Annotated in this window: 23 protein-coding genes and 1 pseudogene; 14 read left to right on the top strand and 10 right to left on the bottom strand. The window is 65.0% G+C overall.

Features of this window, described 5'->3' with window-relative positions:
- The first annotated feature begins 48 nt into the window (after positions 1 to 48).
- On the top strand, positions 49 to 1,134 hold the full coding sequence (locus Q2M23_RS25430) for a transporter (protein WP_316397420.1): 1,086 nt from the start codon (positions 49 to 51) through the stop codon (positions 1,132 to 1,134).
- Between the two features lie 401 nt (positions 1,135 to 1,535).
- Here Q2M23_RS25430 and Q2M23_RS25425 read toward each other — a convergent pair whose 3' ends face one another.
- Both Q2M23_RS25425 and Q2M23_RS25420 read right to left on the bottom strand, forming a co-directional pair.
- Positions 1,536 to 1,961, bottom strand: a complete 426-nt coding sequence (locus Q2M23_RS25425) for a universal stress protein (protein WP_016840840.1) — start codon at positions 1,959 to 1,961, stop codon at positions 1,536 to 1,538.
- A gap of 157 nt (positions 1,962 to 2,118) precedes the next feature.
- Entirely contained in the window at positions 2,119 to 2,661 is a 543-nt protein-coding gene (locus Q2M23_RS25420) for a histidine phosphatase family protein (protein ID WP_316397418.1), read from the bottom strand.
- A 95-nt stretch (positions 2,662 to 2,756) separates the two neighbouring features.
- Here Q2M23_RS25420 and Q2M23_RS25415 point away from each other — a divergent pair, with 95 nt between their 5' ends.
- The 5 genes from Q2M23_RS25415 (at position 2,757) to Q2M23_RS25395 (ending at position 10,660) form a co-directional block, all read left to right on the top strand.
- Positions 2,757 to 4,253, top strand: coding sequence for an FAD-binding oxidoreductase (locus Q2M23_RS25415; RefSeq protein ID WP_316397417.1), 1,497 nt, complete (start codon positions 2,757 to 2,759; stop codon positions 4,251 to 4,253).
- A 75-nt stretch (positions 4,254 to 4,328) separates the two neighbouring features.
- Entirely contained in the window at positions 4,329 to 4,829 is a 501-nt protein-coding gene (gene msrB / locus Q2M23_RS25410) for a peptide-methionine (R)-S-oxide reductase MsrB (protein ID WP_316397416.1), read from the top strand.
- A gap of 183 nt (positions 4,830 to 5,012) precedes the next feature.
- On the top strand, positions 5,013 to 6,845 hold the full coding sequence (locus Q2M23_RS25405; protein ID WP_057016673.1) for a flagellar hook-basal body complex protein: 1,833 nt from the start codon (positions 5,013 to 5,015) through the stop codon (positions 6,843 to 6,845).
- 46 nt (positions 6,846 to 6,891) lie between these two features.
- Positions 6,892 to 8,769, top strand: coding sequence for a flagellar hook-associated protein FlgK (gene flgK, locus Q2M23_RS25400; protein ID WP_316397415.1), 1,878 nt, complete (start codon positions 6,892 to 6,894; stop codon positions 8,767 to 8,769).
- A gap of 7 nt (positions 8,770 to 8,776) precedes the next feature.
- A complete protein-coding gene (locus tag Q2M23_RS25395) occupies positions 8,777 to 10,660 on the top strand; it encodes a flagellar protein (RefSeq protein WP_316397413.1) in 1,884 nt (627 codons plus the stop codon).
- A 137-nt stretch (positions 10,661 to 10,797) separates the two neighbouring features.
- On the opposite strand, the gene flbT is transcribed toward Q2M23_RS25395, so the two are convergent.
- Positions 10,798 to 11,229 carry a flagellar biosynthesis repressor FlbT gene (flbT, locus tag Q2M23_RS25390; protein ID WP_316397411.1) on the bottom strand — a complete coding sequence of 144 codons (432 nt, stop codon included), beginning with the start codon at positions 11,227 to 11,229 and terminating at the stop codon, positions 10,798 to 10,800.
- A 227-nt stretch (positions 11,230 to 11,456) separates the two neighbouring features.
- Positions 11,457 to 11,609 carry a hypothetical protein gene (locus tag Q2M23_RS25385; protein WP_159109478.1) on the bottom strand — a complete coding sequence of 51 codons (153 nt, stop codon included), beginning with the start codon at positions 11,607 to 11,609 and terminating at the stop codon, positions 11,457 to 11,459.
- Here Q2M23_RS25385 and Q2M23_RS25380 point away from each other — a divergent pair.
- The 3 genes from Q2M23_RS25380 to Q2M23_RS25370 all read left to right on the top strand — a co-directional run bounded on the left by Q2M23_RS25380 (position 11,590) and on the right by Q2M23_RS25370 (position 13,732).
- On the top strand, positions 11,590 to 12,765 hold the full coding sequence (locus tag Q2M23_RS25380; RefSeq protein WP_410469761.1) for a flagellin: 1,176 nt from the start codon (positions 11,590 to 11,592) through the stop codon (positions 12,763 to 12,765). The genes Q2M23_RS25385 and Q2M23_RS25380 overlap by 20 nt on opposite strands.
- 207 nt (positions 12,766 to 12,972) lie before the next feature.
- A complete protein-coding gene (gene flaF / locus Q2M23_RS25375) occupies positions 12,973 to 13,338 on the top strand; it encodes a flagellar biosynthesis regulator FlaF (RefSeq protein ID WP_016846762.1) in 366 nt (121 codons plus the stop codon).
- A 28-nt stretch (positions 13,339 to 13,366) separates the two neighbouring features.
- Positions 13,367 to 13,732: a hypothetical protein gene (locus Q2M23_RS25370; protein ID WP_016846761.1), complete on the top strand. Its 366-nt coding sequence runs from the start codon at positions 13,367 to 13,369 to the stop codon at positions 13,730 to 13,732.
- Between the two features lie 18 nt (positions 13,733 to 13,750).
- Here Q2M23_RS25370 and Q2M23_RS25365 read toward each other — a convergent pair whose 3' ends face one another.
- From Q2M23_RS25365 to Q2M23_RS25350, 4 genes are all read right to left on the bottom strand, one after another.
- Positions 13,751 to 14,137 (bottom strand): hypothetical protein, encoded by a 387-nt coding sequence (locus Q2M23_RS25365; protein WP_316397406.1) that lies wholly within the window; start codon positions 14,135 to 14,137, stop codon positions 13,751 to 13,753.
- A 160-nt stretch (positions 14,138 to 14,297) separates the two neighbouring features.
- The gene (locus Q2M23_RS25360; protein WP_057016670.1) at positions 14,298 to 14,801 is read right to left on the bottom strand and encodes a hypothetical protein; all 504 of its coding nucleotides are present in this window, start codon (positions 14,799 to 14,801) and stop codon (positions 14,298 to 14,300) included.
- A 19-nt stretch (positions 14,802 to 14,820) separates the two neighbouring features.
- Positions 14,821 to 15,177, bottom strand: coding sequence for a flagellar assembly peptidoglycan hydrolase FlgJ (gene flgJ, locus Q2M23_RS25355; RefSeq protein ID WP_028337696.1), 357 nt, complete (start codon positions 15,175 to 15,177; stop codon positions 14,821 to 14,823).
- Positions 15,177 to 16,301 (bottom strand): flagellar basal body P-ring protein FlgI, encoded by a 1,125-nt coding sequence (locus tag Q2M23_RS25350; RefSeq protein WP_316397405.1) that lies wholly within the window; start codon positions 16,299 to 16,301, stop codon positions 15,177 to 15,179. The genes flgJ and Q2M23_RS25350 overlap by 1 nt, the downstream gene beginning before the upstream one ends.
- 268 nt (positions 16,302 to 16,569) lie before the next feature.
- On the opposite strand from Q2M23_RS25350, the gene Q2M23_RS25345 reads away from it, so the two are divergent.
- Positions 16,570 to 16,983 (top strand): flagellar assembly protein FliX, encoded by a 414-nt coding sequence (locus Q2M23_RS25345; RefSeq protein ID WP_316397403.1) that lies wholly within the window; start codon positions 16,570 to 16,572, stop codon positions 16,981 to 16,983.
- A 51-nt stretch (positions 16,984 to 17,034) separates the two neighbouring features.
- Here the strand turns inward: Q2M23_RS25345 and Q2M23_RS25340 are convergent, their stop codons facing one another.
- A complete protein-coding gene (locus tag Q2M23_RS25340; RefSeq protein WP_168854996.1) occupies positions 17,035 to 17,421 on the bottom strand; it encodes a winged helix-turn-helix transcriptional regulator in 387 nt (128 codons plus the stop codon).
- A gap of 104 nt (positions 17,422 to 17,525) precedes the next feature.
- Here Q2M23_RS25340 and Q2M23_RS25335 point away from each other — a divergent pair, with 104 nt between their 5' ends.
- The 3 genes from Q2M23_RS25335 to Q2M23_RS25325 all read left to right on the top strand — a co-directional run bounded on the left by Q2M23_RS25335 (position 17,526) and on the right by Q2M23_RS25325 (position 19,758).
- Positions 17,526 to 18,137, top strand: coding sequence for an NAD(P)-dependent oxidoreductase (locus Q2M23_RS25335; RefSeq protein ID WP_316397402.1), 612 nt, complete (start codon positions 17,526 to 17,528; stop codon positions 18,135 to 18,137).
- A gap of 210 nt (positions 18,138 to 18,347) precedes the next feature.
- Positions 18,348 to 18,713 carry an RNA polymerase-binding protein DksA gene (gene dksA, locus Q2M23_RS25330; RefSeq protein ID WP_170991616.1) on the top strand — a complete coding sequence of 122 codons (366 nt, stop codon included), beginning with the start codon at positions 18,348 to 18,350 and terminating at the stop codon, positions 18,711 to 18,713.
- 238 nt (positions 18,714 to 18,951) lie between these two features.
- Positions 18,952 to 19,758, top strand: coding sequence for a phytanoyl-CoA dioxygenase (locus Q2M23_RS25325; RefSeq protein WP_316397401.1), 807 nt, complete (start codon positions 18,952 to 18,954; stop codon positions 19,756 to 19,758).
- Between the two features lie 30 nt (positions 19,759 to 19,788).
- Here the strand turns inward: Q2M23_RS25325 and Q2M23_RS25320 are convergent.
- Positions 19,789 to 20,195 (bottom strand): annotated as a pseudogene (locus Q2M23_RS25320) (winged helix-turn-helix transcriptional regulator).
- A 116-nt stretch (positions 20,196 to 20,311) separates the two neighbouring features.
- Between Q2M23_RS25320 and Q2M23_RS25315 the strand changes: the two are divergent.
- Entirely contained in the window at positions 20,312 to 21,340 is a 1,029-nt protein-coding gene (locus tag Q2M23_RS25315; protein ID WP_057016666.1) for an SDR family oxidoreductase, read from the top strand.
- Positions 21,341 to 21,407: the final 67 nt, after the last annotated feature.

Raw genomic sequence — 21,407 nt, 5'->3', positions numbered from 1 at the left:
TCGTGCAACCTCGGTCCGTTACAGGCCGTGGAGGGTGGGAGATCCGCGATGAAGGGCAGGAAATCGATATCGAGGACTAGTTTCGTTTTGCGGTTGGGCGCGGCGGCAGTCGCCGCCTTACTTGGGCTCCCCATTGATGCGGCTCGCGCCGATGAAAATGGCATCAGCTTTTGGATACCCGGATTTTTTGGCAGCCTCGCGGCTGTTCCTCAGCAGGCGCCGGGCTGGTCGGTGAGCACGGTTTATTATCACACCTCTGTTTCCGCCGGCGGTGACGTGGCGCGGTCGCGCGAAATCACGCTTGGTCGCTTTCCCGCGAATCTGACGGCCAACGTGAACGCGAGCGTCAATGCGAATGTGAACCTTGGACTTGTCGCCGGGACCTACACCTTTGCAACGCCGGTGCTGGGCGGTCAGGCCTCTGCCAGCCTGTTGGCGACCTACGGCTCCAACTCCACGTCGCTGGCGGGATCGCTCGTCGGGACATTGACGGGACCGGGCGGCGGCACGTTCCCCTTCTCCCGGTTTGACAGCATCGACAGCTCGCTCATTGCATTCGGCGACCTGATCCCGCAGTTCGCGCTGCGCTGGAATGCCGGTGTCAACAATTACATGACGTACGTTACCGCCGACCTTCCGGTCGGCGCCTATCAGTCGGGCCGCCTGGCGAATTTGGGGATTGGGCACTGGGCGGTCGACGCGGGCGGCGGCTACACCTATTTCGATCCAAAGACCGGGCATGAATTTTCGACGGTGCTGGGATTCACCTACAACTTCGTCAACCCCTCCACCCAATATCAAAGCGGCGTCGACATGCACCTCGACTGGGGCGCATCGCAGTTCCTGACCAAGCAGTGGCAGGTCGGCCTCGTCGGTTATCTCTATCAGCAGCTCGGCTGCGACAGCGGCTCCGGCGATCGCGTCGGCTGCTTCCGGTCGCGCGTGGCCGGCGTCGGCCCGCAGGTCGGCTACATTTTCCCGGTCGGAGACATGCAGGGATACCTGAACCTGAAGGGCTATGGCGAATTCGCCAATGAAAATCGGCCAGCAGGCTGGAACGTCTGGCTGACGTTCAATCTTCAGCCCGCGGCGCCAACGCCGCCGACATCCACAAGGCCGAGATTCACGAAATAGCAATAGCGGTGACGCTGCCACCGGTGCCGTGCTGAAGGCTCAATCTGGCGCGGCGGTAGCGACGCAATCAGCCAATGGATACTCCGCGAGCGTGCGGACATGTCCGGGTTGGGGCCCTGGTTGGATTAAAGCAGGCTGAGATTAGATTAGGCTGCGACCGCAAATAGGGCGCGTCCCGTCTCCCGCCTGGCGGCGAGGGGGACGCGGGAGCGATTTCGGAATACTAGAAGAATATCCCTGAGTTGCCCGACGTGTCAAGTTGTCTGGTCGGGCGTGTCTGGTCGGGCGTGCCTGGTCGAACGTTACCTGGTCGAACGTCGGCCGCCGCCGGCTACTTTGCATGGGGTTGTTTTCGATATTTTGGCAGCGCCGCCTGCGGCGGCCCCGTAACTCATCCCGCTTTAGTGCCGCACCACCAGCACCGAGCATTTGGCGTAGCGCACCACGTGCCCGGCATTCGAGCCGAGGAAGTAGGTGCGCATCGCCGGCCGGTGCGAGGTCATCACGATCAGGTCGGCCTTCATGGTCGCGGCCTCTTCGAGGATCTCGTGATAGATGCCGCCCTGGCGGACCACGCCCGAGATGCGGGAGGGTGCGATGCCGGATTCGCGCGCGACGATCGCAAGCGCCTCTTCCGACGTCTCACGCTGCTGGCTGTCGAAATCCGCCGGCACGTATTCGGCGAGCATCACTGGCGTCATCGGCAGCACGTTGAGCAGACGCACCGTCCCGTTCCATGTTTGCGACAATGTTGCAGCTGTTGCGATCGCCGGTTTCGCCAGGTCGGTATCGGCGAGGTCGATCGGAACGAGAATGGACTTGTACATCTGCGCCTCCTGTCCGCGATTGGTCTGGAGCCGTTTGGTCCCTGTGCCCGGGACGCGCGCCTTCTTTTTCTTGAAGTCGGTCTGGTATCGACGCGAACCGGTCCCCCTGTCGCGCAGACGTCAATATAGCATGGCGGCGCGGCGCTGTCCGCTTGCGTCAGCTGCGCGAGGCCTGCTTCAACAGTTTAGGGCTGACGAACAGGACGAGCTTGCCGCGCCGGAACGAGACGTCGTTCCAGTCGTCGGTCGCGAAGTCGAAAACGGCGAGCCCCGAGGTCGGCAGATTGTCGCCGAGCGCGCGCTTTGCGGCCTCGTCGCCGCTGCCGGTCAAGGTCAGCGCGAGCTCGTGCATGCCGGGGTTATGGCCGATCAGCATCAGCCGCTTCGGATCGGTGACCGAAGCCATCCGGATCGCGGTCAGCAATTGCGCCGGATCGGCGCCGTAGAGGTCCGGCACGAATTCGACTTTCGGCGCATGCCCGGCGCCCTTCAGCACCTCGCGCACGATCTCCCAGGTCTGCCTGGTGCGGACCGCCGGCGAGACCAGCGCCAGATTGGGCAGGGGTGGATGACGGGCGATCCAGCCGCCGATCTCCGCCGCGTCGCGGTGGCCGCGCTCGTCGAGACGGCGGTCCTGGTCGTGCCCCGAAGGCGCGTCGTGTTCGGTTTTGGCGTGACGCAGCAGCAGCAAACGGCGCATGGACTTCCATTCTCGATTCGGTCAGGTCGAATTAATTCTACAGGCTCATGCCCTGGACAAGGTGACAAGCGCCGCAGCGGTCCGTAAGAAACGCCATGAGCGAGAGTTCCACAAGTGCGGCGGACGGCCCCGATCAGGCGGCCTCGCCGTTCCGCGACCGTCTGGCGTTCGACCTCGACGTCGACATTTGCGTGGTCGGGGCCGGGCTGGCCGGGCTGACCGTGGCGCGTGAGGCGGCGCGGCTCGGTGCGAGCGTTGCGGTGCTCGAGGGCCGCCAGATCGGCTGGAACGCCTCCGGTCATCATCTCGGCACCGTGATGCCGGGATTCGGCCTGCCGATATCAGATGTGATCGAGCGCGTCGGCCTCGACGATGCCCGCGAATTGTGGGCGCTATCGAAGGAGGGCGCCGATTATGTCCGCGCCACCGCTACCGAGGATTTGATCCCGGGCATCAAGCCGAGCGACGGCGCGCTGGAAGTCTCCAATGTCGATGTCGGCGAGGCGCTGATCGGCCGTCTGCAGACGCTGGGCGAGGATTTCGCGACCGAGGTCGAGGGCTGGCAGGTCGATCGCGTGCGCAGCGTGCTCAGGACCGGCCGCTATTTCCACGGCATCTATTATCCGAAGGCGCTCCAGATCGATGGCCGCAAATATGTGCACGGCCTCGCCGCGCTGGCGACGCGGGCAGGCGTGCGGATCTTCGAGGAGACGCCGGTCGTCAGCATCGATTTTTCGGGCATCCGCAAGCGCATCGTGACGCCGACGGCGCGGCTGCGGGCCAACCATATTGTCCTCGCCGGCAATATCCATCTCGGTGCGCCGTTGAAGCGGCTGTCCGATACGCTGCTGCCGGTGTGGCGCTACGCGGCGTTGACCGAGCCGCTCGGGGAGCGGCTGGCGGAGTCCATCGCCTTTCCCGGCTCGGTCGTCGACAGCGACGGCATCGACCATTTCCGTGTCGTCGATGGCGATCGGCTGTTGTGGGCCAGCCCCGAAACCACCTGGAACGCACGGCCGGAGCGCCTCGGCGCCGCAGTGCAGCGTCGCGTCGCCACGGTGTTTCCGCAACTCGGCAAGGTTCCGGTCGCGGAGATGTTCGGCGGCGCGGTCGGCGTTACCGTGCACGGCATGCCGCAGATCGGCCAGTTGCGCCGAGGCCTGTGGGTGGCGAGCGGCTTCGGCCGGCAGGGACTCAACACCTCGGCGCTCGCCGGGCAGCTGATCGCGCGCAGCATCCTGTGGGGCGACGATCGCTGGCGGCTGTTTTCGCCGTTCGAGCTGGTCTGGGCCGGCGGCGCCACCGGCCGCGTCGCCGGTCATTTCGTCAGCCTGTGGGCGAGGGGGGCCTCGTCCGTGGCGGGTGTTCTGGCGCGCTACCGCGAGGGTGCGCGTGCGAAGGAGCGCCTGCGCGAGGCGCGGCTCGCCGAGGCCAATCTCAGGGCGGGAACCAGGGGACCTGCACCCCGCCGTCCACCCCCGTCGGCCGTGCGGCCGGCGCGGCCGCCCGCGCCCAGGCAGATTGACGACGGTGAGGCGCCGTATCCGGATGCCTCGCAAGAAAGTGAGCGGATCTCCGACGGACGGATGTAACGTCCGCCGGCGGGGTTCGTATCTCTTGACGAACCTCGGGCGCGCCCCCTGAGCCGTCCGCACCGGAGATGATTGATGATCGATCGCCGCATCCTGCTTGCTTCCGTCGCCGGTCTGTTCGGCTTCGCCGCCTTCCGCTGGCTGCGCGCCTCGCCGGCGCAGGCCGCCGAGAAATTCGAGATCGAGAAGACCGACGCCGAATGGCGCGCCCAGCTGACGCCGCAGCAATACGAGATCCTGCGCAACCAGGGCACCGAGCGGCCGGGATCGAGCCCGCTGCTCAAGGAGCACCGCAAGGGCACCTTCGCCTGCGCCGGTTGCGACCTGCTGCTGTTCTCGTCCGAGACCAAGTATGAGAGCGGCACCGGCTGGCCGAGCTTCTACAAGCCGCTGGAGAATGCGGTCGGCACGACGTCGGACCGCACCTTCGGCATGGTGCGCACCGAGGTGCATTGCCGCCGCTGCGGCGGCCATCTCGGCCACGTCTTCGACGACGGCCCGAAACCGACCGGGCTGCGCTACTGCATGGACGGTTTCGCGCTGGTGTTTCACCCGGCGGCGCCATCGGCGACCTGACATTCCTTCCCGGCAATTGTTGCCGCTCCCGGCAAATGTGCCCCGGTCGAACGACCGGGGCATTTTTTTCAAGCGGATGATTTTGTTACGTTTTGTTTCGTGGCACGACCTTTGCGACATGCTGCGCCGATGCGGCCATTCCTGTGATTGCCAGCCGCCGGGAATCGAATTGGAGAACATGTCATGGGTATCTTCGGCGCTCTCACGACGGCTGTCGGTGGCTTGCGCGCAGGGTCGTACGCGCTCGAGAACATCTCCGGCAACATCGCCAACTCGCAGACCACCGCCTTCAAGCGCATCGATACCTCATTCCTTGACCTCGTGCCGCAGACCGCGCTGACCGCGCAACTTGCCGGCGGCGTCACCGCGCAGTCCCGTTCGACCAACTCGGTCCAGGGCGACGTCCAGTCGGCATCGGTCGCGACCTTCATGGCGATCAACGGCAACGGTTTCTTCGCGGTGCAGAAGCCCGGCAGCTTCACCGACGGCGCCCCGGTGTTCGACGGCGTCGACCGCTATACCCGCCGCGGCGATTTCCAGCTCAACAAGGACGGCTATCTCGTCAACGGCGCCGGCTACTATCTCGAGGGCGTGCCGATCGACCCGACCACCGGCAACCCGGCAGGCTCATCGCCGCAGGTGCTGCAATTCAAGAACGACTTCCTGCCGGCGCAGCAGACCACCAAGATCGACTATCGCGCCAACCTCGCGTCCTATCCCTTGACCACGGCGCACGACACCTCGGTTCCCGGTTCCGAGCTGATCCGGCCGGGCGCGTTCAGCAGTGGAAACAATCCGTTGGTGCTGGGCACGCCGGCTGCGCCGTATACCGATTCCGCCATCACCGGCACCGCGCAAAACAACAAGGCGACGCCGTCGGTGGCCATTACCGCCGCGACCCTGCTTTCGGGCGCAGCCGGCACCGATTCGATCAATACCAACTTCAGCGCCGGCTCTGCGGGCCCGCCCGTCGTGCCCGCCGACACGATCACGGTCAACGGCACCGTCATCACCTTTGTGGCGTCGGGGGCGACCGGCAACCAACTCAACGTCACCGATAGCATCGGAACGCTGCTTGCGAAGATCGACGCGATTACCGGTACCACGACGCCATCGACGATCAGCGGCGGCAAGATCACCCTGCACTCCGGCAAATTGGCCGATCTCAACGTGACGAGCTCGAACGCGACCGCCTTTGCGGCGCTCGGCTTCACCGGGTCGGCGGTCGCGGTTCGCGGCGGCGGCGGCACGGTCGGCACCGGCCAGGTTATCGGCAACGACAACTCGACCTTCCTGAACGAATCCGTCTCGGGCGGCGCCGTCACGGCCTACGACGTCTCGGGTGCGCCGGTGAACCTGCAATTCCGCTGGGCCAAGACCGACAGCTCCTCGCTGGGCAGCGGACATACCGACACCTGGAACCTGTTCTATCAGGTCAATCCCAATGCGACCGGCACGCAGGTCTCCTGGCAGAACGTCAACGTCAACTTCACCTTCGCCTCGAACGGCCAGATGTCGCCGGCGATCTCCTCGGTGGCGCTCACCAATGCCGTCGTCAACGGCGTGTCGCTCGGCAGCCCCGTGATCAATTTCGGCTCCGGCGGCGTGACCCAGTTCGCCGACGCCAACGGCAACGTTCAGGTCAACCAGATCCAGCAGGACGGTTTCCCCGCCGGCCAGCTGCAGTCGGTCAGCGTCTCCACCAACGGCCGTATCGTCGGCAACTACACCAACGGCCGCAACATCGACCTCGCCGAAATCTCGGTGGCGACCTTCAACGGCACTAACTTCCTCAAGCGCATCGACGGCGGTGCGTTCGAGGCGACCGACGAGTCCGGTGCGGCGCTGTTCGGCAAGGCCGGCACCATCGTCGGTTCCTCGCTCGAGAGCTCGAACACCGATATCGCCGACGAATTCACCAAGCTGATCGTGACCCAGCAGGCCTATTCGGCAAACACCAAGGTGATCACCACAACCAATTCGATGGTGCAGGATCTCCTGAACGTGGTGCGCTGATCGCATCGTTGCTGCACGTGTGAAGAAGTAAAGGCGAGTACACATCATGGGTTTGAGCCAAGCCCTTTCCACCGCGATGTCGGGCCTGCGCGCCACGCAGGCCTCGCTCTCGCTCGTGTCGTCGAATGTCGCCAACGCGGAGACGCCCGGCTACGTCAGGAAGACGCTCAATCAGGTCACCGGCACCACCGGCCAGTACGGATCGAGCGTCCTCATCACCGGTGTCAACCGCCAGCTCGACGAATTCCTGCAGACCCAGCTTCGCACCGAGACGTCGGGCGCGGCCTATGCCGACGTCCGCTCGGATTTCCTGGCCAATCTGCAGGGCGTGTACGGCAATCCCGACTCCACCGGCACGATCGAGGACGCCTACAACAAGTTCCTGACCGCGCTGCAGGGGCTGTCGACCAGCCCGGAATCGCAGTCGGCCCGCATCGGCGTGATCAATGCCGCGCAATCGATGGCGCAGCAGCTCAACGCGACTTCGCAGGGAATCCAGACGCTGCGCGCCAACGCCGAGGCCGGCATCAGCGACTCCATCAACAGCGCCAACAATGCGTTGCAGCAGATTGCGCGCCTCAATGTCCAGCTGGCGGCCAATGGCGGCACGACCGATGCCTCGACCGCAGCATTGCTCGATCAGCGCGACCGCTACGTCACGCAGCTCTCGCAGCTGATGGACATCCGTACCGTCACCAACAGCCAGAACCAGGTGAGCGTGTTCACCAATTCCGGCGTGCAGCTGGTCGGCACCGAGGCCGCGACGCTCAGCTTCAACGCCCAGGGCACGATGACGCCCAACACGTTGTACAATACCGACCCGACCAAGAGCACGGTCGGCACCATCACCATCACGTTCCCGCATGGCGGCACCTATGACATGGTGTCGACCAACTCGATTCGCTCCGGCAAGATCGCCGCCTATCTCGAGTTGCGCGACAACACGCTGGCGCAGGCCCAGACACAGATCGATCAGTTCGCGGCCGCGATGTCGAGCGCGTTGTCGGACAAGACGACCGCGGGCACCGCGGCGACGGCGGGGGCGCAGTCCGGCTTCGACCTCGATCTCTCGGGGCTGCAGAACGGCAACACCATCCACGTCTCCTACAAGGACAACACCACCGGCCTCACGCATAATCTGTCGATCATGCGCGTCGACGATCCGAGCGTGCTGCCGCTGAGCAATACCGCGACCGTCGATCCGAACGACGAGGTGCTGGGCATCGATTTCTCAGGTGGCATGAGCTCGGTGCTGTCGCAGCTCAACGGCGCGCTCGGCGGAACCGGCCTGCAATTCTCCAACCCATCCGGATCGACGCTGCGCGTGCTCGACGACGGCGCCGCCAACAAGGCCGATGTGACCGCGGCGTCGGTCACCACGACGGTTTCGTCGCTGACCTCGGGCGATCCGCACCTTCCGCTGTTCACCGACAATGGCGGGCTCTACACCGGCGCGACCACCGCGAACGGCTCGCAGACCACCGGCCTTGCCGCGCGCATCAGCGTCAACACCGCCCTGATCGGCGATCCCTCGCGCATGGTCGTGTACTCGACCAATCCGCAGACGCCGGCCGGCGACACCACGCGCGCCAACCTCGTCCTGAACCAGCTGTCGAACGCCTCGTACAGCTATTCGCCGCAGACCGGCCTTGGCACGTCAGGCGCGCCGTTCACCGGTACGCTGCTCAACTTTGCCAAGCAGTTCATCAGCCAGCAGGGCGAGTCGGCGACCGCCGCCAAGCAACTGGCTGACGGCCAGGACGTCGTGCTGAACACGCTGCAGACCAAGATGGACTCGACCTCCGGCGTCAACATGGACGAGGAGATGGCGCATCTGCTTTCGCTGCAGAACGCCTATTCCGCCAATGCGCGCGTGATGTCGTCGATCAAGCAGATGTACGACGCGCTGCTGCAGCTCACGTGAGGGTAACATGTCGATCGACGGCGTAAGCGGCAGAACTTCCTATATCGGCACCACGATCCTCAACCTGCGGAATCAGCTCAATGACCTGACCACGCAGCTTGCGACCGGCAAGGTATCGACGACCTATGCGGGGCAGGGGCTCGATCGCGGTTTCGCGCTCAGCCTGCGCGCGCAGATCAGCGGCATCAACGCATTCTCCGATACCGCCACCAACCTCAACACGCGCCTGAGTGTCGCTAACCTCACCCTGCAGGGCCTGTCCGACGTCGGGACCCAGGTGAAGAACGCCGCGACGACGGCGACGCTGACGCTCAACGACAGCGGCCAGACCTCGGGCCAGATCACGGCGCAGGCGGCCTTCGCCAACGCGGTCGCGATGCTGAACAGCCAGTCGGGCGACCGCTATCTGTTCTCCGGCCGCGCGATGGATACGCCGGCCACGGTGTCCGCCGATACCATGCTCAAGGGCACGGCAACCCAGGCCGGCCTGACGCAGCTCATCAATGAGCGCAAGCAGGCCGATCAGGGCGCCGGCATGATGGGACGCCTGAGCGTCTCGTCGCCGCCGGCGACCACGACGGTCACGAGTATCGCCGAGGACGGCTCGCCGTTCGGCCTGAAGCTCTTGTCGGTGCAGTCGTCGCTGACGGGTGGCGCCACGGTGACGCAGCCGGCCGGCACGCCGAGGACCGCGTCGGCTGATCTCGGCGCCGTCAATCCGAAGGACGGCGACAAGATCAAGTTCAACTTCACGCTGCCCGACGGCACCACCGAAGCGATCGAACTCACGGCGACGACGACGAACCCGCCGCCCGCCGGCTCGTTCCTGATCGGCGCCGACACCGCGGCGACGACGGCCAACCTGCAATCGACGCTGACCTCGTCGATCAAGACGTTGAGCGACACGTCGCTGGTCGCGGCGTCCGCGGTGGCGGCGTCGAACAATTTCTTCAATCCGGTCGCAACCGTCTCGGGTGCGGCGGTCAACAACCAGAACACGCCGCCGGCGCCGATCAGCGGCGCCACGGCGCTGTCGGGGACGGCGGGCACCGACTCGCTGTCGACGAGCTTTGCCGCCGGCGATACCATCACGGTGAACGGCACGCCGATCACCTTCGTGGCCTCGGGCGCCACCGGCAACCAGGTCAACGTCACCGACAGCGTGCAGACGCTGATGGCCAAGATCGACCAGATCAGCGGCACCAAGAACCCGTCGACCATCAGCAACGGCGCGATCACCCTGCACGGCGCCGACGGCGAGAGCCTGTCGATCTCGAGCTACAACACCGCCGCGCTCGGCGCGCTCGGCATCGCCAACAACACCACCGCAGCGCCGGCGCCGCTCAGGGTAGGAGGACCGCCGTTCGACACCGCGACCAACCTGGTCGCGGGCACGCCCGGCAACACCGTCTACTGGTACACCGGCGAGAATGGCCCGGGGTCGGCGCGCGGCACCGCGGTCGCCCAGGTCGATCAGTCGATCACCGTGCAGTATGGCGCGCGCGCCAACGAGCAGGCCTTCCGCTATTTGCTGCAGAACGTCGCGGTGTACGCAGCCGTCACCACCAATGCCAGCAACCCGAATGCGAGCGCGCAGGTGACGGCGCTCGCGCAGCGCGTGAGCGGCAACCTCGCCCCGCAAAACGGTCAGCAGCAGATCCAGGACGTGCAGGCCGAGTTCGCCGGTGCCCAGACCGCGACCAAGGCGGCCACCGATCGGCAGACCCAGCTGAAGGGGATGGCGGAAACGATGCTCGACTCGGTCGAGGGCGTCAATCAGGACGAGGTCGCGACCAAGATCCTGGCGCTGCAAACCAGCTTGCAGGCGTCGTACCAGACCACGTCGATGCTGTATCAGACGACGCTCCTGAAATACCTACCGATCAGCTGATCGCGCGCTCCTCATCTCCAGCCAGCAAAAAGGCCTCCGCGCGGAGGACTTTTTCGTTGAGGCGAGTGGGGCTGGAGCGTTTTCAAGCGAAGCGGACGCCGGTTCGCGCAAAAGAAAACGCGTCAAAACAAGAAGCTCTATGCGCTCTTGCGTGTGTCGTCCTGCTCGGCGTTCTGCTGGTCGCGCGCGGTTTCCAGCAGCTTCTCTTCGTGTGCGATCAGCTTCTTGGATTCCTTCAGCGCGTGATAGAGGTCGCCGTTGAGGATGAAGTTGTTGACGTTTTCGATGAAGGGCCATGCGCTCGGCATCGCGGTGATGATGTCGCGCACCAGACTGAAATAGGTCGGGTGGTGCGCCATCGGGTCCGGCGATAGATACATCAGCTGCACGGCGAGATAGATCAGCTTCGCCGGCGTGTCCGCGGTCTCGGGCGTCAGGATATCCTTCTCGCGCAGGATCGGGATGCGGTCGCCGTCGATCAGCAGGCGGGCACGCTGGTCGGTGTTGGTGATCACGCAATTGCCGACGATGATGCGTTCGTTCGGTTTGAGTTCGACCTTCAGGGCCATGACCGTTCTCCTTTGCCTGCAGTCGCGCGATGTCTTCGCTGGCGGAGCGAAGTGGTTCGGCACTGCTTAGCAGCCGCCGTTGCGGGCAGGGGCCGATGCGACAGCGATCCTTTCCCATGATGGTTAATGCTTGGTGAACGAGGGGCGGGCGCTAGCGTCGTTATCTAGCCGGAATTGTCAGTCGTCTCAGTAGTTTTCGGGGCGAACCTCGCCCAATGGCGACAATTTTATTCTTCGGCCTTTGTCTCAAATACCGTGCCGGAGATTTCTTTTTCCTTCGCGGCCAGACCGCAGGATCGGCCATCCGCCCGATCAGAAAGGATTGGAGCGGCTTTTTCCTCAGTTTCACACCAGAAAGGTATGAAAATGTCCGATATCATTCTCTCCTCCTCCGTTCGCCAGAACCTCCTCTCCCTCCAGTCCACCGCCGATCTGCTCTCCACGACGCAGAACCGCCTTGCCACCGGCAAGAAGGTCAACACGGCGCTCGACAACCCGACCAACTTCTTCACCGCGCAATCGCTCGACAACCGCGCCAGCGACATCAACAACCTGCTCGATGGCATCGGCAACGGCGTGCAGGTGCTGCAGGCCGCCAACACCGGCATCACCTCGCTACAGAAGCTGGTCGATACCGCGAAGTCGATCGCCAACCAGGTGCTGCAGAGCCCGACCGGCTACACCACCAGGTCGCAGGTCGCTTCGACTGCGGCGCTCGGCGGCACGTCTGCCAACCTCGTCGACGGCACCACGATCAAGAGCGGTGACGTGCTGGCGATCGCGGCTTCGGCCGGCCAACCCGCCTTCAGCTTCACCTTCGGGGCCAGCACGTCACTGGCGCAGCTGAACACGTCGCTGGCGGCCAGCAACCTGACGGCGAGCCTCGACAGCTCCAACAAGCTTGTCATCACCACGACCAATGACGCGGCGTCCTCGACGATCGGTGCGGTGACCTTCACCAACACCGGCGGCGGCACCGCGACGTTCAGCGCGGCCGGCACGGCCCCGGTCGCCGACCAGGCCTCGCAGTCGGCGCGTGCCGCTCTGGTGACGCAGTACAACAACACCATCGCGCAGATCACGACCACGGCGCAGGACGCCTCGTTCAACGGCATCAACCTGTTGAACGGCGACAGCCTGAAGCTGACCTTCAACGAGACCGGAAAGTCGACGCTCAGCATCACCGGCGTCACCTTCAATGCCAGCGGCCTCGGACTGAAGGCGCTGACCGCCGGCACCGACTTCCTCGACAACAACTCGGCGAACAGCGTCATCTCGTCGCTGAGCTCGGCGAGCTCCGCGTTGCGCAGCGAAGCCTCGACGCTGGGTTCGAACCTGTCGATCGTGCAGATCCGTCAGGACTTCTCGAAGAACCTGATCAACGTGCTGCAGACCGGTTCGTCCAACCTGACGCTGGCCGACACCAACGAGGAAGCGGCCAACAGCCAGGCGCTGTCGACCCGCCAGTCGATCGCGGTCTCCGCGCTGGCGCTCGCCAACCAGAGCCAGCAGAGCGTGCTGCAGCTGCTCCGCTAAGCGCGCCGGCAAGTGCTTCGAGAACGGCGGGGGAAACCCCGCCGTTTTCTTTTGTCTCCGGGATATTACGGTGTCTGTCCATGCCGTCAGAATGACGCATTTCGTAACGCCTGCTAACCATATTTAAAGGCGCCGGATGCATAAATATCGGGCGCTAGAATTGCGTCTTCGCGGCTCGAGAAATCCGCATCCCATCGAGGTCATTGAATGTCGAATGCAGCCCAGGCCTACGCTCGTACCTCCACGACGACGGCGTCCCCACGTGAAATCGAAGCGCAGGCGCTGTTGAAGGCCGCGCGGCAGCTGCAGGAAGTCCAGACGAACTGGAACGGTCCCGACAAGGCGCTCGATCACGCGTTGCTGTTCAACCGCCGGCTGTGGTCGATCTTTCTCAGTGCCGCGCAGGGCGACGACAATCCGCAGCCGCTCGAGATTCGCCAGAACATCGCCAATATCGGCGTGTTCGTGATGAAGCAGACCGTCGACATCCAGATGAATCCGGATCCGGCGAAACTGAAGTCGCTGATCGATATCAATTGCAATATCGCCGCCGGCCTCTCGGGTCGCGGCTGATCGATCGATTCCTGACGGAGCCCTCGGCATGGCCGACGTGTTGAGCATCCTATCGGCCAACTACAAGGCCGCCGGCCTGACGGTCCCGTCGAAGACGCCCTATGTGGCCGTCGATCCGAACCTCTATGAGGGCAGCTGGAGCGGCAAGTACGCCAACAACAAGTCGTTCAACATCTCGGTGTCGAACGTCGATGGCTTCCGCGCCAAGGTCCACTACCAGAGCGACGGCACCAGCAAGTATCAGGACGTGCTGATCAAGGATGGTGGGTTCCGGATCGGCGATACCAAGTTCGCGCTGGTGCAGCAGGGGACGGCGTTGATCGCCAATGTCGTCACCGATCCGGCCACCGGGGCGACCTATCTCGACAAGGCCTACGCCACGCAGAAGACCTGAGCGGTCGTTGGTCCGCGCCTAGGCGCGGCGATCGGTGGCACGCACCCGCGTCGGCGCGTCCTTGCTGAGATCGAGCGCGTGGAAATAGGCGCGGCGGCGCAATACGGCTTCTTCCGGAAACTGCCTCACCACCAAATTCGTGCGATTGTCGACCACCTGATAGACCACGGCGCGCGCGTCGCGGTCGATGATGACCTGGTCGCTGACCGACGGAGCCTGATTTGAAATCGATGCGTTGACGGCGTCGGGATCGATGGTGACGCGCACGCTCGGCTCCGGAGCGGTGACGGTCTGGCTCGCCGGCAGTTCAGTCTTGACCGCCTTCTGCGCCGTATCGCTCGTGGGAGAGACCATCGGCGCCGCGACCGGTGCCCCCACCGGCTTGATGTTGAAATCTGTACTCATGGCAGCCTCGTAGTGCACAGGCACTAGTTTGCTTGAGTCAAATCCCAACCCCTCACGGTCCGCAACTCTACGGGGAACCTCTCAACAGGCTGTTAGAAAACACGCTGAATGCCGCGCTGCCTGGGCGGCGTCGAATTGAGCTAAATTGTAAGCGTAGGCGTCAGAGCGTGCGGCTGACCGCGATCGGCGTCATGTTGCGGGGGCCCGGCGTGGCGCGCTGTCCGCTCGCGGTATAGGTGTTCGGAATGTTGCGGCGCTGCACCTCGGCATTGACGCCGCGCACGATGCCTTCGGAGACGGCGTGCGCCGTTGCGAGCACGGTCAAATTGACCTGCAGCATGGCGCGGAATGTCTCGTGATGACGGCGCAGTGTCGCGAGCAGCTCGGGATCGGTCTGCGACAGCATCTTCTGCATCGATTTCAGATGCTCCACCGCGAGCATGTAGCGCCGCGACAGCTCGGACTTCTGCGGCTCGAGCCGCATGCTCTCGCGGATCTTGCCGGCGCGGACGAACTCGGTCTCCTGCTCGATCACGGCAAGCAGGCCGCTCATCACTTCGGTCAGCTCGTTGGCGAGACGCGCGACGTCCGGCGGCGTCGACGTCGCGGACCGCGCGGCGGAGGCGGATGCTACTGGCCGCGGCTGCTGTGGACGCTGGTTCATCGCGCTGCTCCTTGAAACCCTAGCTCTTGTTCGCCTGCTGCAGGATCAGCGAGCGGAACACTTCGTTGGAAATGCCGACGCCGCCGGCCTTGGCGAAATTCTTCGAGTATTCGTCGGTCAGCATCGACCGCCACGCGCCGGTGCCGACGGTGTCGCCGTACGGGCCATCGCCCTTCAGGCCGGTCGTCATCTGCGAGAACATCGAATTCAGGAACATCGATTCGAAATCGGTCGCGGTCGCCTTCGCCTTGGCGGCCTGCTGCGGCGTCACCTTCTTCAGCGCGTCCTGCAGTACGGGATCGGGGCGGCCGTTGAACATCGGCATCAACGCCTTGTTCGGCATGCTGCCGGTGGTGCTGTTGATCAGGCTCGCCATCACATCACCTCGATGTCGGCTTCGATCGCGCCGGCGGCCTTGATCGCCTGCAGGATACTGATGAGGTCGCGCGGTCCGATGCCGAGGCCATTGAGGCCGTCGACCAGCTGCTGCAGCGAGACGCCGTCCTTGACCACGGCGAACTTCTTGCCGTCCTCGCTGACGCCGACGCTGGTGCGCGGTGTCACGACTGTTCGGCCGCGCGACAGCGGATTGGGCTGGCTGACCTGCGGACTCTCGGAGATCGAGACGGTGAGATTGCCCTGCGCGACCGCGACGGTGGCGACGCGGACGTCGCGGCCCATCACGATGATGCCGGAACGCTCGTCGATCACGATCTTCGCCACCAGATCGGGATCGACCTGCAGCTGCTCGATCTCGGTCAGGAAGGCGACGACGTTGCCCTTGAACTCCGTCGGGATCGAAAGCTGCACCGTGGAGGGATCGATCGGCTCGGCGGTCTTGACGCCGAGATAGTCGTTGACGGCGGCGGCGATTCGCTTGGCGGTGGTGAAATCGGCGTTGCGCAGCGCGAGGCGCACATTGGGCAGGCGGTTGAGCGCGAATTCGATCTCGCGCTCGATGATGGCGCCGTTGGCGATCCGGCCGACGGTCGGCACGCCGCGCACGACGCTGGCGGCGGCACCTTCGGCCGCGAAGCCGGCGACCGCCACCGATCCCTGCGCCACCGCATAGACATTGCCGTCGGCGCCGAGCAGGGGGGTGACGAGCAGGGTGCCGCCCTGCAGGTTCTTGGCATCGCCGAGCGCCGAGACGGTGACGTCCATGCGCGTGCCCTGGGTGCCGAACGCCGGCAGATTGCCGGTCACCATCACCGCGGCGACGTTGCCGGTGCGGATGGTGGCGCCGCGGATGTTGACGCCCATGCGCTCGAGCATCGCTTGCAGCGATTGCTTGGTGAAGGGGATGTTGTTGAGCGTATCGCCGGTGCCGTTGAGGCCGACCACGAGGCCGTAGCCGATCAGCTGGTTCTGGCGCACGCCCTCGATATTGGCGAGATCCTTGATCCGCGACGTCGCGGCCGCCGGCATGACGGAGGTCGCCAGCGCCAGCAGCGCGGCGCAGGCCACTCCGAACAGATTTGCGATGCGGATGCCGGGCATCCCGATGCTCCCCTCGAACTGAACTCGCGGATCGCGCGACACTCCCATGACGGCGATCCGCCATTAACCATGCGAGCTGCGTGCCACTCTGCTTCGCTTGGGCAATGTGTTGATATATTTATCGAAATTGTCGGGTCGTCATTTTGCTCCGGTTCGCCAGGGAGCGCGAAACTGCCGCGCGGCGGCAGAAATTGCCGGGTCGTTTACGCGCCGTTAACCATAAAACAGCGATGCTCGGCCCATTCAGGCCTGCGGGATCATCACGACGATGCGCATCTACGGACCGAACGGCACCACGCTTGGCACGTCCACCAGCGCCTCGCGGCGCACCTCGTCGAGCGGCTTCTCGCTGCCGGTTGCGACGACCGCGCAGGAGGAGGTCCGCTCCACCGCGGCGCCGAAGGCCGCCGCCAGCCTCGATGCGCTGCTCGCGCTGCAGGGCGTCGAGGACCCGACCGAGCGCCGCAAGCGCTCGGTGGCCCGCGGCAAGGGCGCGCTCGACGTGCTCGATGCGCTCAAGCTCGGTCTGCTGTCCGGCAATTTCGATTCCTCCACGGTGAACCGGCTGCGTGACGCCGCGGCGAGCCTGAAGGAATCTTCCGGCGATCCCGGTCTCGATGCCGTGCTCGGTGAGATCGAACTGCGCGTCGAGGTCGAGCTCGCCAAGGCCGGGCAATACTAGGCTCCTCCCGATCAACTCACCTGTCCGACGCCGCTGGTGCCTGCAGGTGCCTCAGGCCGCCAGCGTCTTGCGCTGCGCGTCGTAGCGGCGCTGCGCGGCCAGCACGTCCTTCAGATTCCGTTCGGCCCAGTCGCGCAGCGGGTCGACGGCTTCGGCGAGCGTCGATCCGAGCGGCGTGATTGAATACTCCACCGTCACCGGCACCGTTGCGATTGCCCGGCGGCGCAGCAGCCCGTCGCGCTCCAGGCTTTTCAGCACCTGCGACAGCATCTTCTGCGAGATGCCTTCGATGGCGCGTCGGAGCTGGTTGAAGCGCATCGGCTCGCTGCGTAGCAGCAGCAGGATCAGCACCGCCCATTTGTCGCCGACCCGGTCGAGGATCTGGCGCGTCGGGCAATTGGCGGCATAGGCGTCCGGCTTGAGGCTCGTGGCTTTCATCGCGGTTACTCCGGCGTGATCAGGTGAGGCGAGAGTGCCTTCTTCACACCTACATCCTTTTCGCTATCTAGTCACCATTGGAAACCATCAATTGGAGACTTGAGATGAAGATCGCCATCGCCGGCGCGTCCGGCCAGGCCGGCTCGCGCATCACCGCGGAACTCTCCCGCCGCGGCCACGCCGTCACCGCCATCGCCCGCAACCCTGAGAAGATCGCCAGCCTGCCCAATGTCGCCGCCCGCAAGGGTGACGCGAACGACCAGGCCGCCCTGGCCGCGCTGTGGGCCGGCCACGATGCCGCGATCAGCTCGATCCATTTCCTGGTCAGCGACCCCGCCAAGCTGATCGGGGCGGCCAAGGCATCCGGGGTCGGCCGCTATCTCGTGGTCGGCGGCGCCGGCAGCCTTGAGGTGGCGCCGGGCGTCCGCCTGGTGACCACCCCCAACTTTCCGCCCCAATACAAGGCCGAGGCCTCCAAGGGGGCTGAATTCCTGGACCTGCTGCGCCAGGAGAAGGACCTGAACTGGACCTTCTTGTCGCCCTCGGCGCTGTTCGTGGCCGGCGAGCGGACCGGCAAGTTCCGCCTCGGAACCGACCAGCTCCTGACCGCCGCCGACGGCAAAAGCTCGATCTCCTTCGAGGATTTCGCAGTTGCACTCGCCGACGAAATCGAGCGCCCGGCCCATATTCGCCGGCGTTTCACGGTCGGCTATTGAGGGGCAGGGGCCGTCCCCGGGCAGGGCGGATAAGTTTGCCTGTGCAAGGCCTTGGGGGCGGCCCGCCTTTCGCGGTGGCAGATATTGTCTGTCACATGACGTGGCTATATAAGGCGCCGCGCGGAGGAGTTGTGTTCCCTCCGCCTGACAGGGACATGGCTGCCTTTGGAAAAGCTGAAGAACTACCGGCCGACTGAAAAAGAGCCTTTCATGAATGAGCGGCAGCGCGATTATTTCCGCGCTAAGCTGCTGGCCTGGAAGGATGAAATCCTCCGCGAATCGAAGGTCACGTTGCAGACGTTGCAGGAAGAGAACGTCAATCATCCCGACCTCGCGGACCGAGCGTCCTCGGAAACCGACCGCGCGATCGAACTTCGTGCCCGCGACCGTCAGCGCAAGCTGATCTCCAAGATCGACGCGGCGCTCCAGCGCATCGAAGACAACACCTACGGCTATTGCGAAGAGACCGGTGAACCGATCTCGCTGAAGCGGCTCGAAGCCCGCCCGATCGCAACGCTGTCGGTGGAGGCGCAGGAACGCCACGAGAAGCGCGAGAAGGTCTATCGCGACGAATAGTGGCGACGGATCGCCACGGATTGCTGCCGGCGCGTACCGGTTGTACGTTCGCGCCGCCATGATGACACGCACTCTCAGCATCGCTTCGGTGTTTTTGCTGGGCTGATCCCGCTTCCTCCTGGAAGCGCTGAGTGGCCCCACGAGCTTTCGCTCCTGGGATTCCAGTGAAACCGAATGAGCCGGTCAGGTTCCGCGCATCGCGGAGCATCGATGGCTGGCGACAGTTTGAGAGACAATCATGACCCATCGAAACGACGCGCGTGCGCTTGACGGCGCGCAGATCGAGCAATTCATCCAACAGGGCTTTGTCCGGATCGACAGCGCCTTTCCCCGGGAACTCGCCGACCGGGGACGCGCCATCATGTGGCGCGACCTGCCATGCAGCGAGCACGACCCTTTGACTTGGACCCAACCGGTGATCCGGTTGCCGGGGTACGGCGGTACGCCGTTTCGCGAAGCGATCAACACGCCGCTACTGCACCGGGCGTTCGATCAGATCGCCGGTCCCGGCCGCTGGCGTCCGCGCGACGACATCGGAACCTTTCCGGTGCGCTTCCCGCATCCGGACGATCCCGGCGATGCTGGCTGGCACATCGACGTCAGCTTCCCCGGCGAGGATTGCGACCCGAACGAGCGCAGCGACTTCTCCGCCTGGCGGGCCAATGTCGTCTCGCGCGGCCGGGCGCTGCTGATGCTGTTCCTGTTCTCCGACGTCGGCGAGGACGACGCGCCGACCCGGATCAGGGTCGGCTCGCATTGGCCGATGGCGCGCCACCTCGCGCCGGCGGGCGAGGCCGGGCGCGCACGCATGGTGCTCGACGATGTCGGCGCCGACTGCGAGGTCGCGCTCGCGACCGGCGAGGCCGGCACGGTCTATCTGTGTCATCCGTTGCTGGTGCATGCCGCGCAGAAGCATCGGGGCACGACGCCGCGCTTCATGGCCCAGCCGTCGCTCGCTGCCGGCGAACCATACCGGCTGGAACGCGCGGATGGCGCGTATTCGCCGGTCGAGATCGCGATCCGAAAGGCGCTTGGCATGGATTGATCGGACGCCGATCTGAAGGCGAGGCGATATTCAGGCCAACCCGGCTCCGAGTATCGCCTCGCTTGCCTCCGCCTGACGGCGCGGGCCGAACGTCTTCGACCATGCCAGCAATTCGCGGAAAGCCGGCGTCAGGCTCCAGGCCGAATCCGTCAGTATTCGACCTGCAGCGGCTTCTCGGCGAGCACCCTGCGCGCCACCAGGCCGTCGCGCTCGAGCTCGCGCAGCTGCGCAGTCAGCATGTGCTGGGTGATCGGCGCGAGCGCGCGGCGCAGCGCGCCGAACCGCACACCGCCATTCATCAGCGTGAACAGGATCTCGAGCTTCCATTTCCCCCCGAGCGCATGGATCGCGTGCTTGAATTCGATCAGCACATTGGGGTCGCTGGGGCAGCTCTCGCATTCACCGCCGTCACACATATCGCTGGTATTGTTTTCCATAGCGGTCTCGAATTTCAGCCTACTTGTCCAAGATCAGATAGTGACCAGATGCGGCCTGTGCAGGGCGGGCAGTGCAATGTTGGGCCCATCCGCCGAACCATGAAGAGGGCAGGGACATGAGCACGGTTTTGGTCACAGGCGGATCGGGATTCATCGGCGTGCATACGATTCTGCAGCTGCTCGCCGACGGGCACGCGGTGCGAACGACGGTGCGCAATCCGGGTCGCAGCAACGACGTGATCGCGATGCTGCGCGAGGGTGGCGCGCTGGCGCCCGACCAGGTCGGCTTCGTCACCGCCGACCTGCTGCGCGACGATGGCTGGCGCGAGGCGGCCACCGGGTGCGACTACGTGCTGCATGTCGCATCACCGCTCGGCGCCTATGTGCCCGAGGACGAGAACGAGCTGATCGTCCCGGCGCGGGAAGGCACGCTGCGGGTGTTGCGCGCCGCGCGCGACGCCGGCGTCAAGCGCGTGGTCGTGACATCGTCGTTCGCGGCAATCGGTTACGGCCATCCGCCGCAGGCGGCGCCGTTCAACGAGACAGTATGGTCCAATCTCGATGGCGAGGGCGTGCAGGCCTATCCGAAATCCAAGACGCTGGCCGAGCGCGCCGCCTGGGATTTCGTGGCGCGCCAAGGCAATGGCCTCGAGCTTGCCGTGGTCAACCCCACCGCGGTGTTCGGCCCGGCGCTCGGTGCCGATTTCTCCGAGTCGATCGGCATCATCAAGGCGCTGCTCGACGGCGCGATGCCGGCGGTGCCGCGGATCCATTTCGGCCTCGTCGACGTCCGCGATGTCGCCGACCTGCATCTGCGCGCCATGATGTCGCCCGAGGCCAGCGGTGAGCGCTTCCTGGCGGTCGCCGGCGAGACCATGTCGATCCTCGGGGTCGCCCGAGTGCTGCGCGCAAAACTCGGCAGCAAGGCGCGGCGCGTGCCGCGGTTCCAGGCGCCGGACTGGATGATGCGGCTCGCCGCACGGCGCAACCCGATGGCCCGTGCCGCGCTGCCGCTGCTCGGCAAGGTGCGCCGCGCGACCAGCGCCAAGGCGCAGCACCTGCTCGGCTGGCGCCCGCGCGGCAATGAGGAGATGATCGTCGCGACCGCCGAGAGCCTGATCCGGCTCGGCCTCGTCAAGGCCTGACGGCAGCTCCCGTGCAGCGTGCTTGCCAGACGCGTCGGCGAGTGCTGAATTGCAGCGAGCAGACGGA

This window comes from Bradyrhizobium sp. 33ap4 (genome assembly GCF_032654765.1).
Taxonomy (GTDB): domain Bacteria; phylum Pseudomonadota; class Alphaproteobacteria; order Rhizobiales; family Xanthobacteraceae; genus Bradyrhizobium; species Bradyrhizobium australafricanum.
Note: the sequence above shows the minus strand (reverse complement) of the source record. Positions and strands in the feature narration are given on the sequence as shown.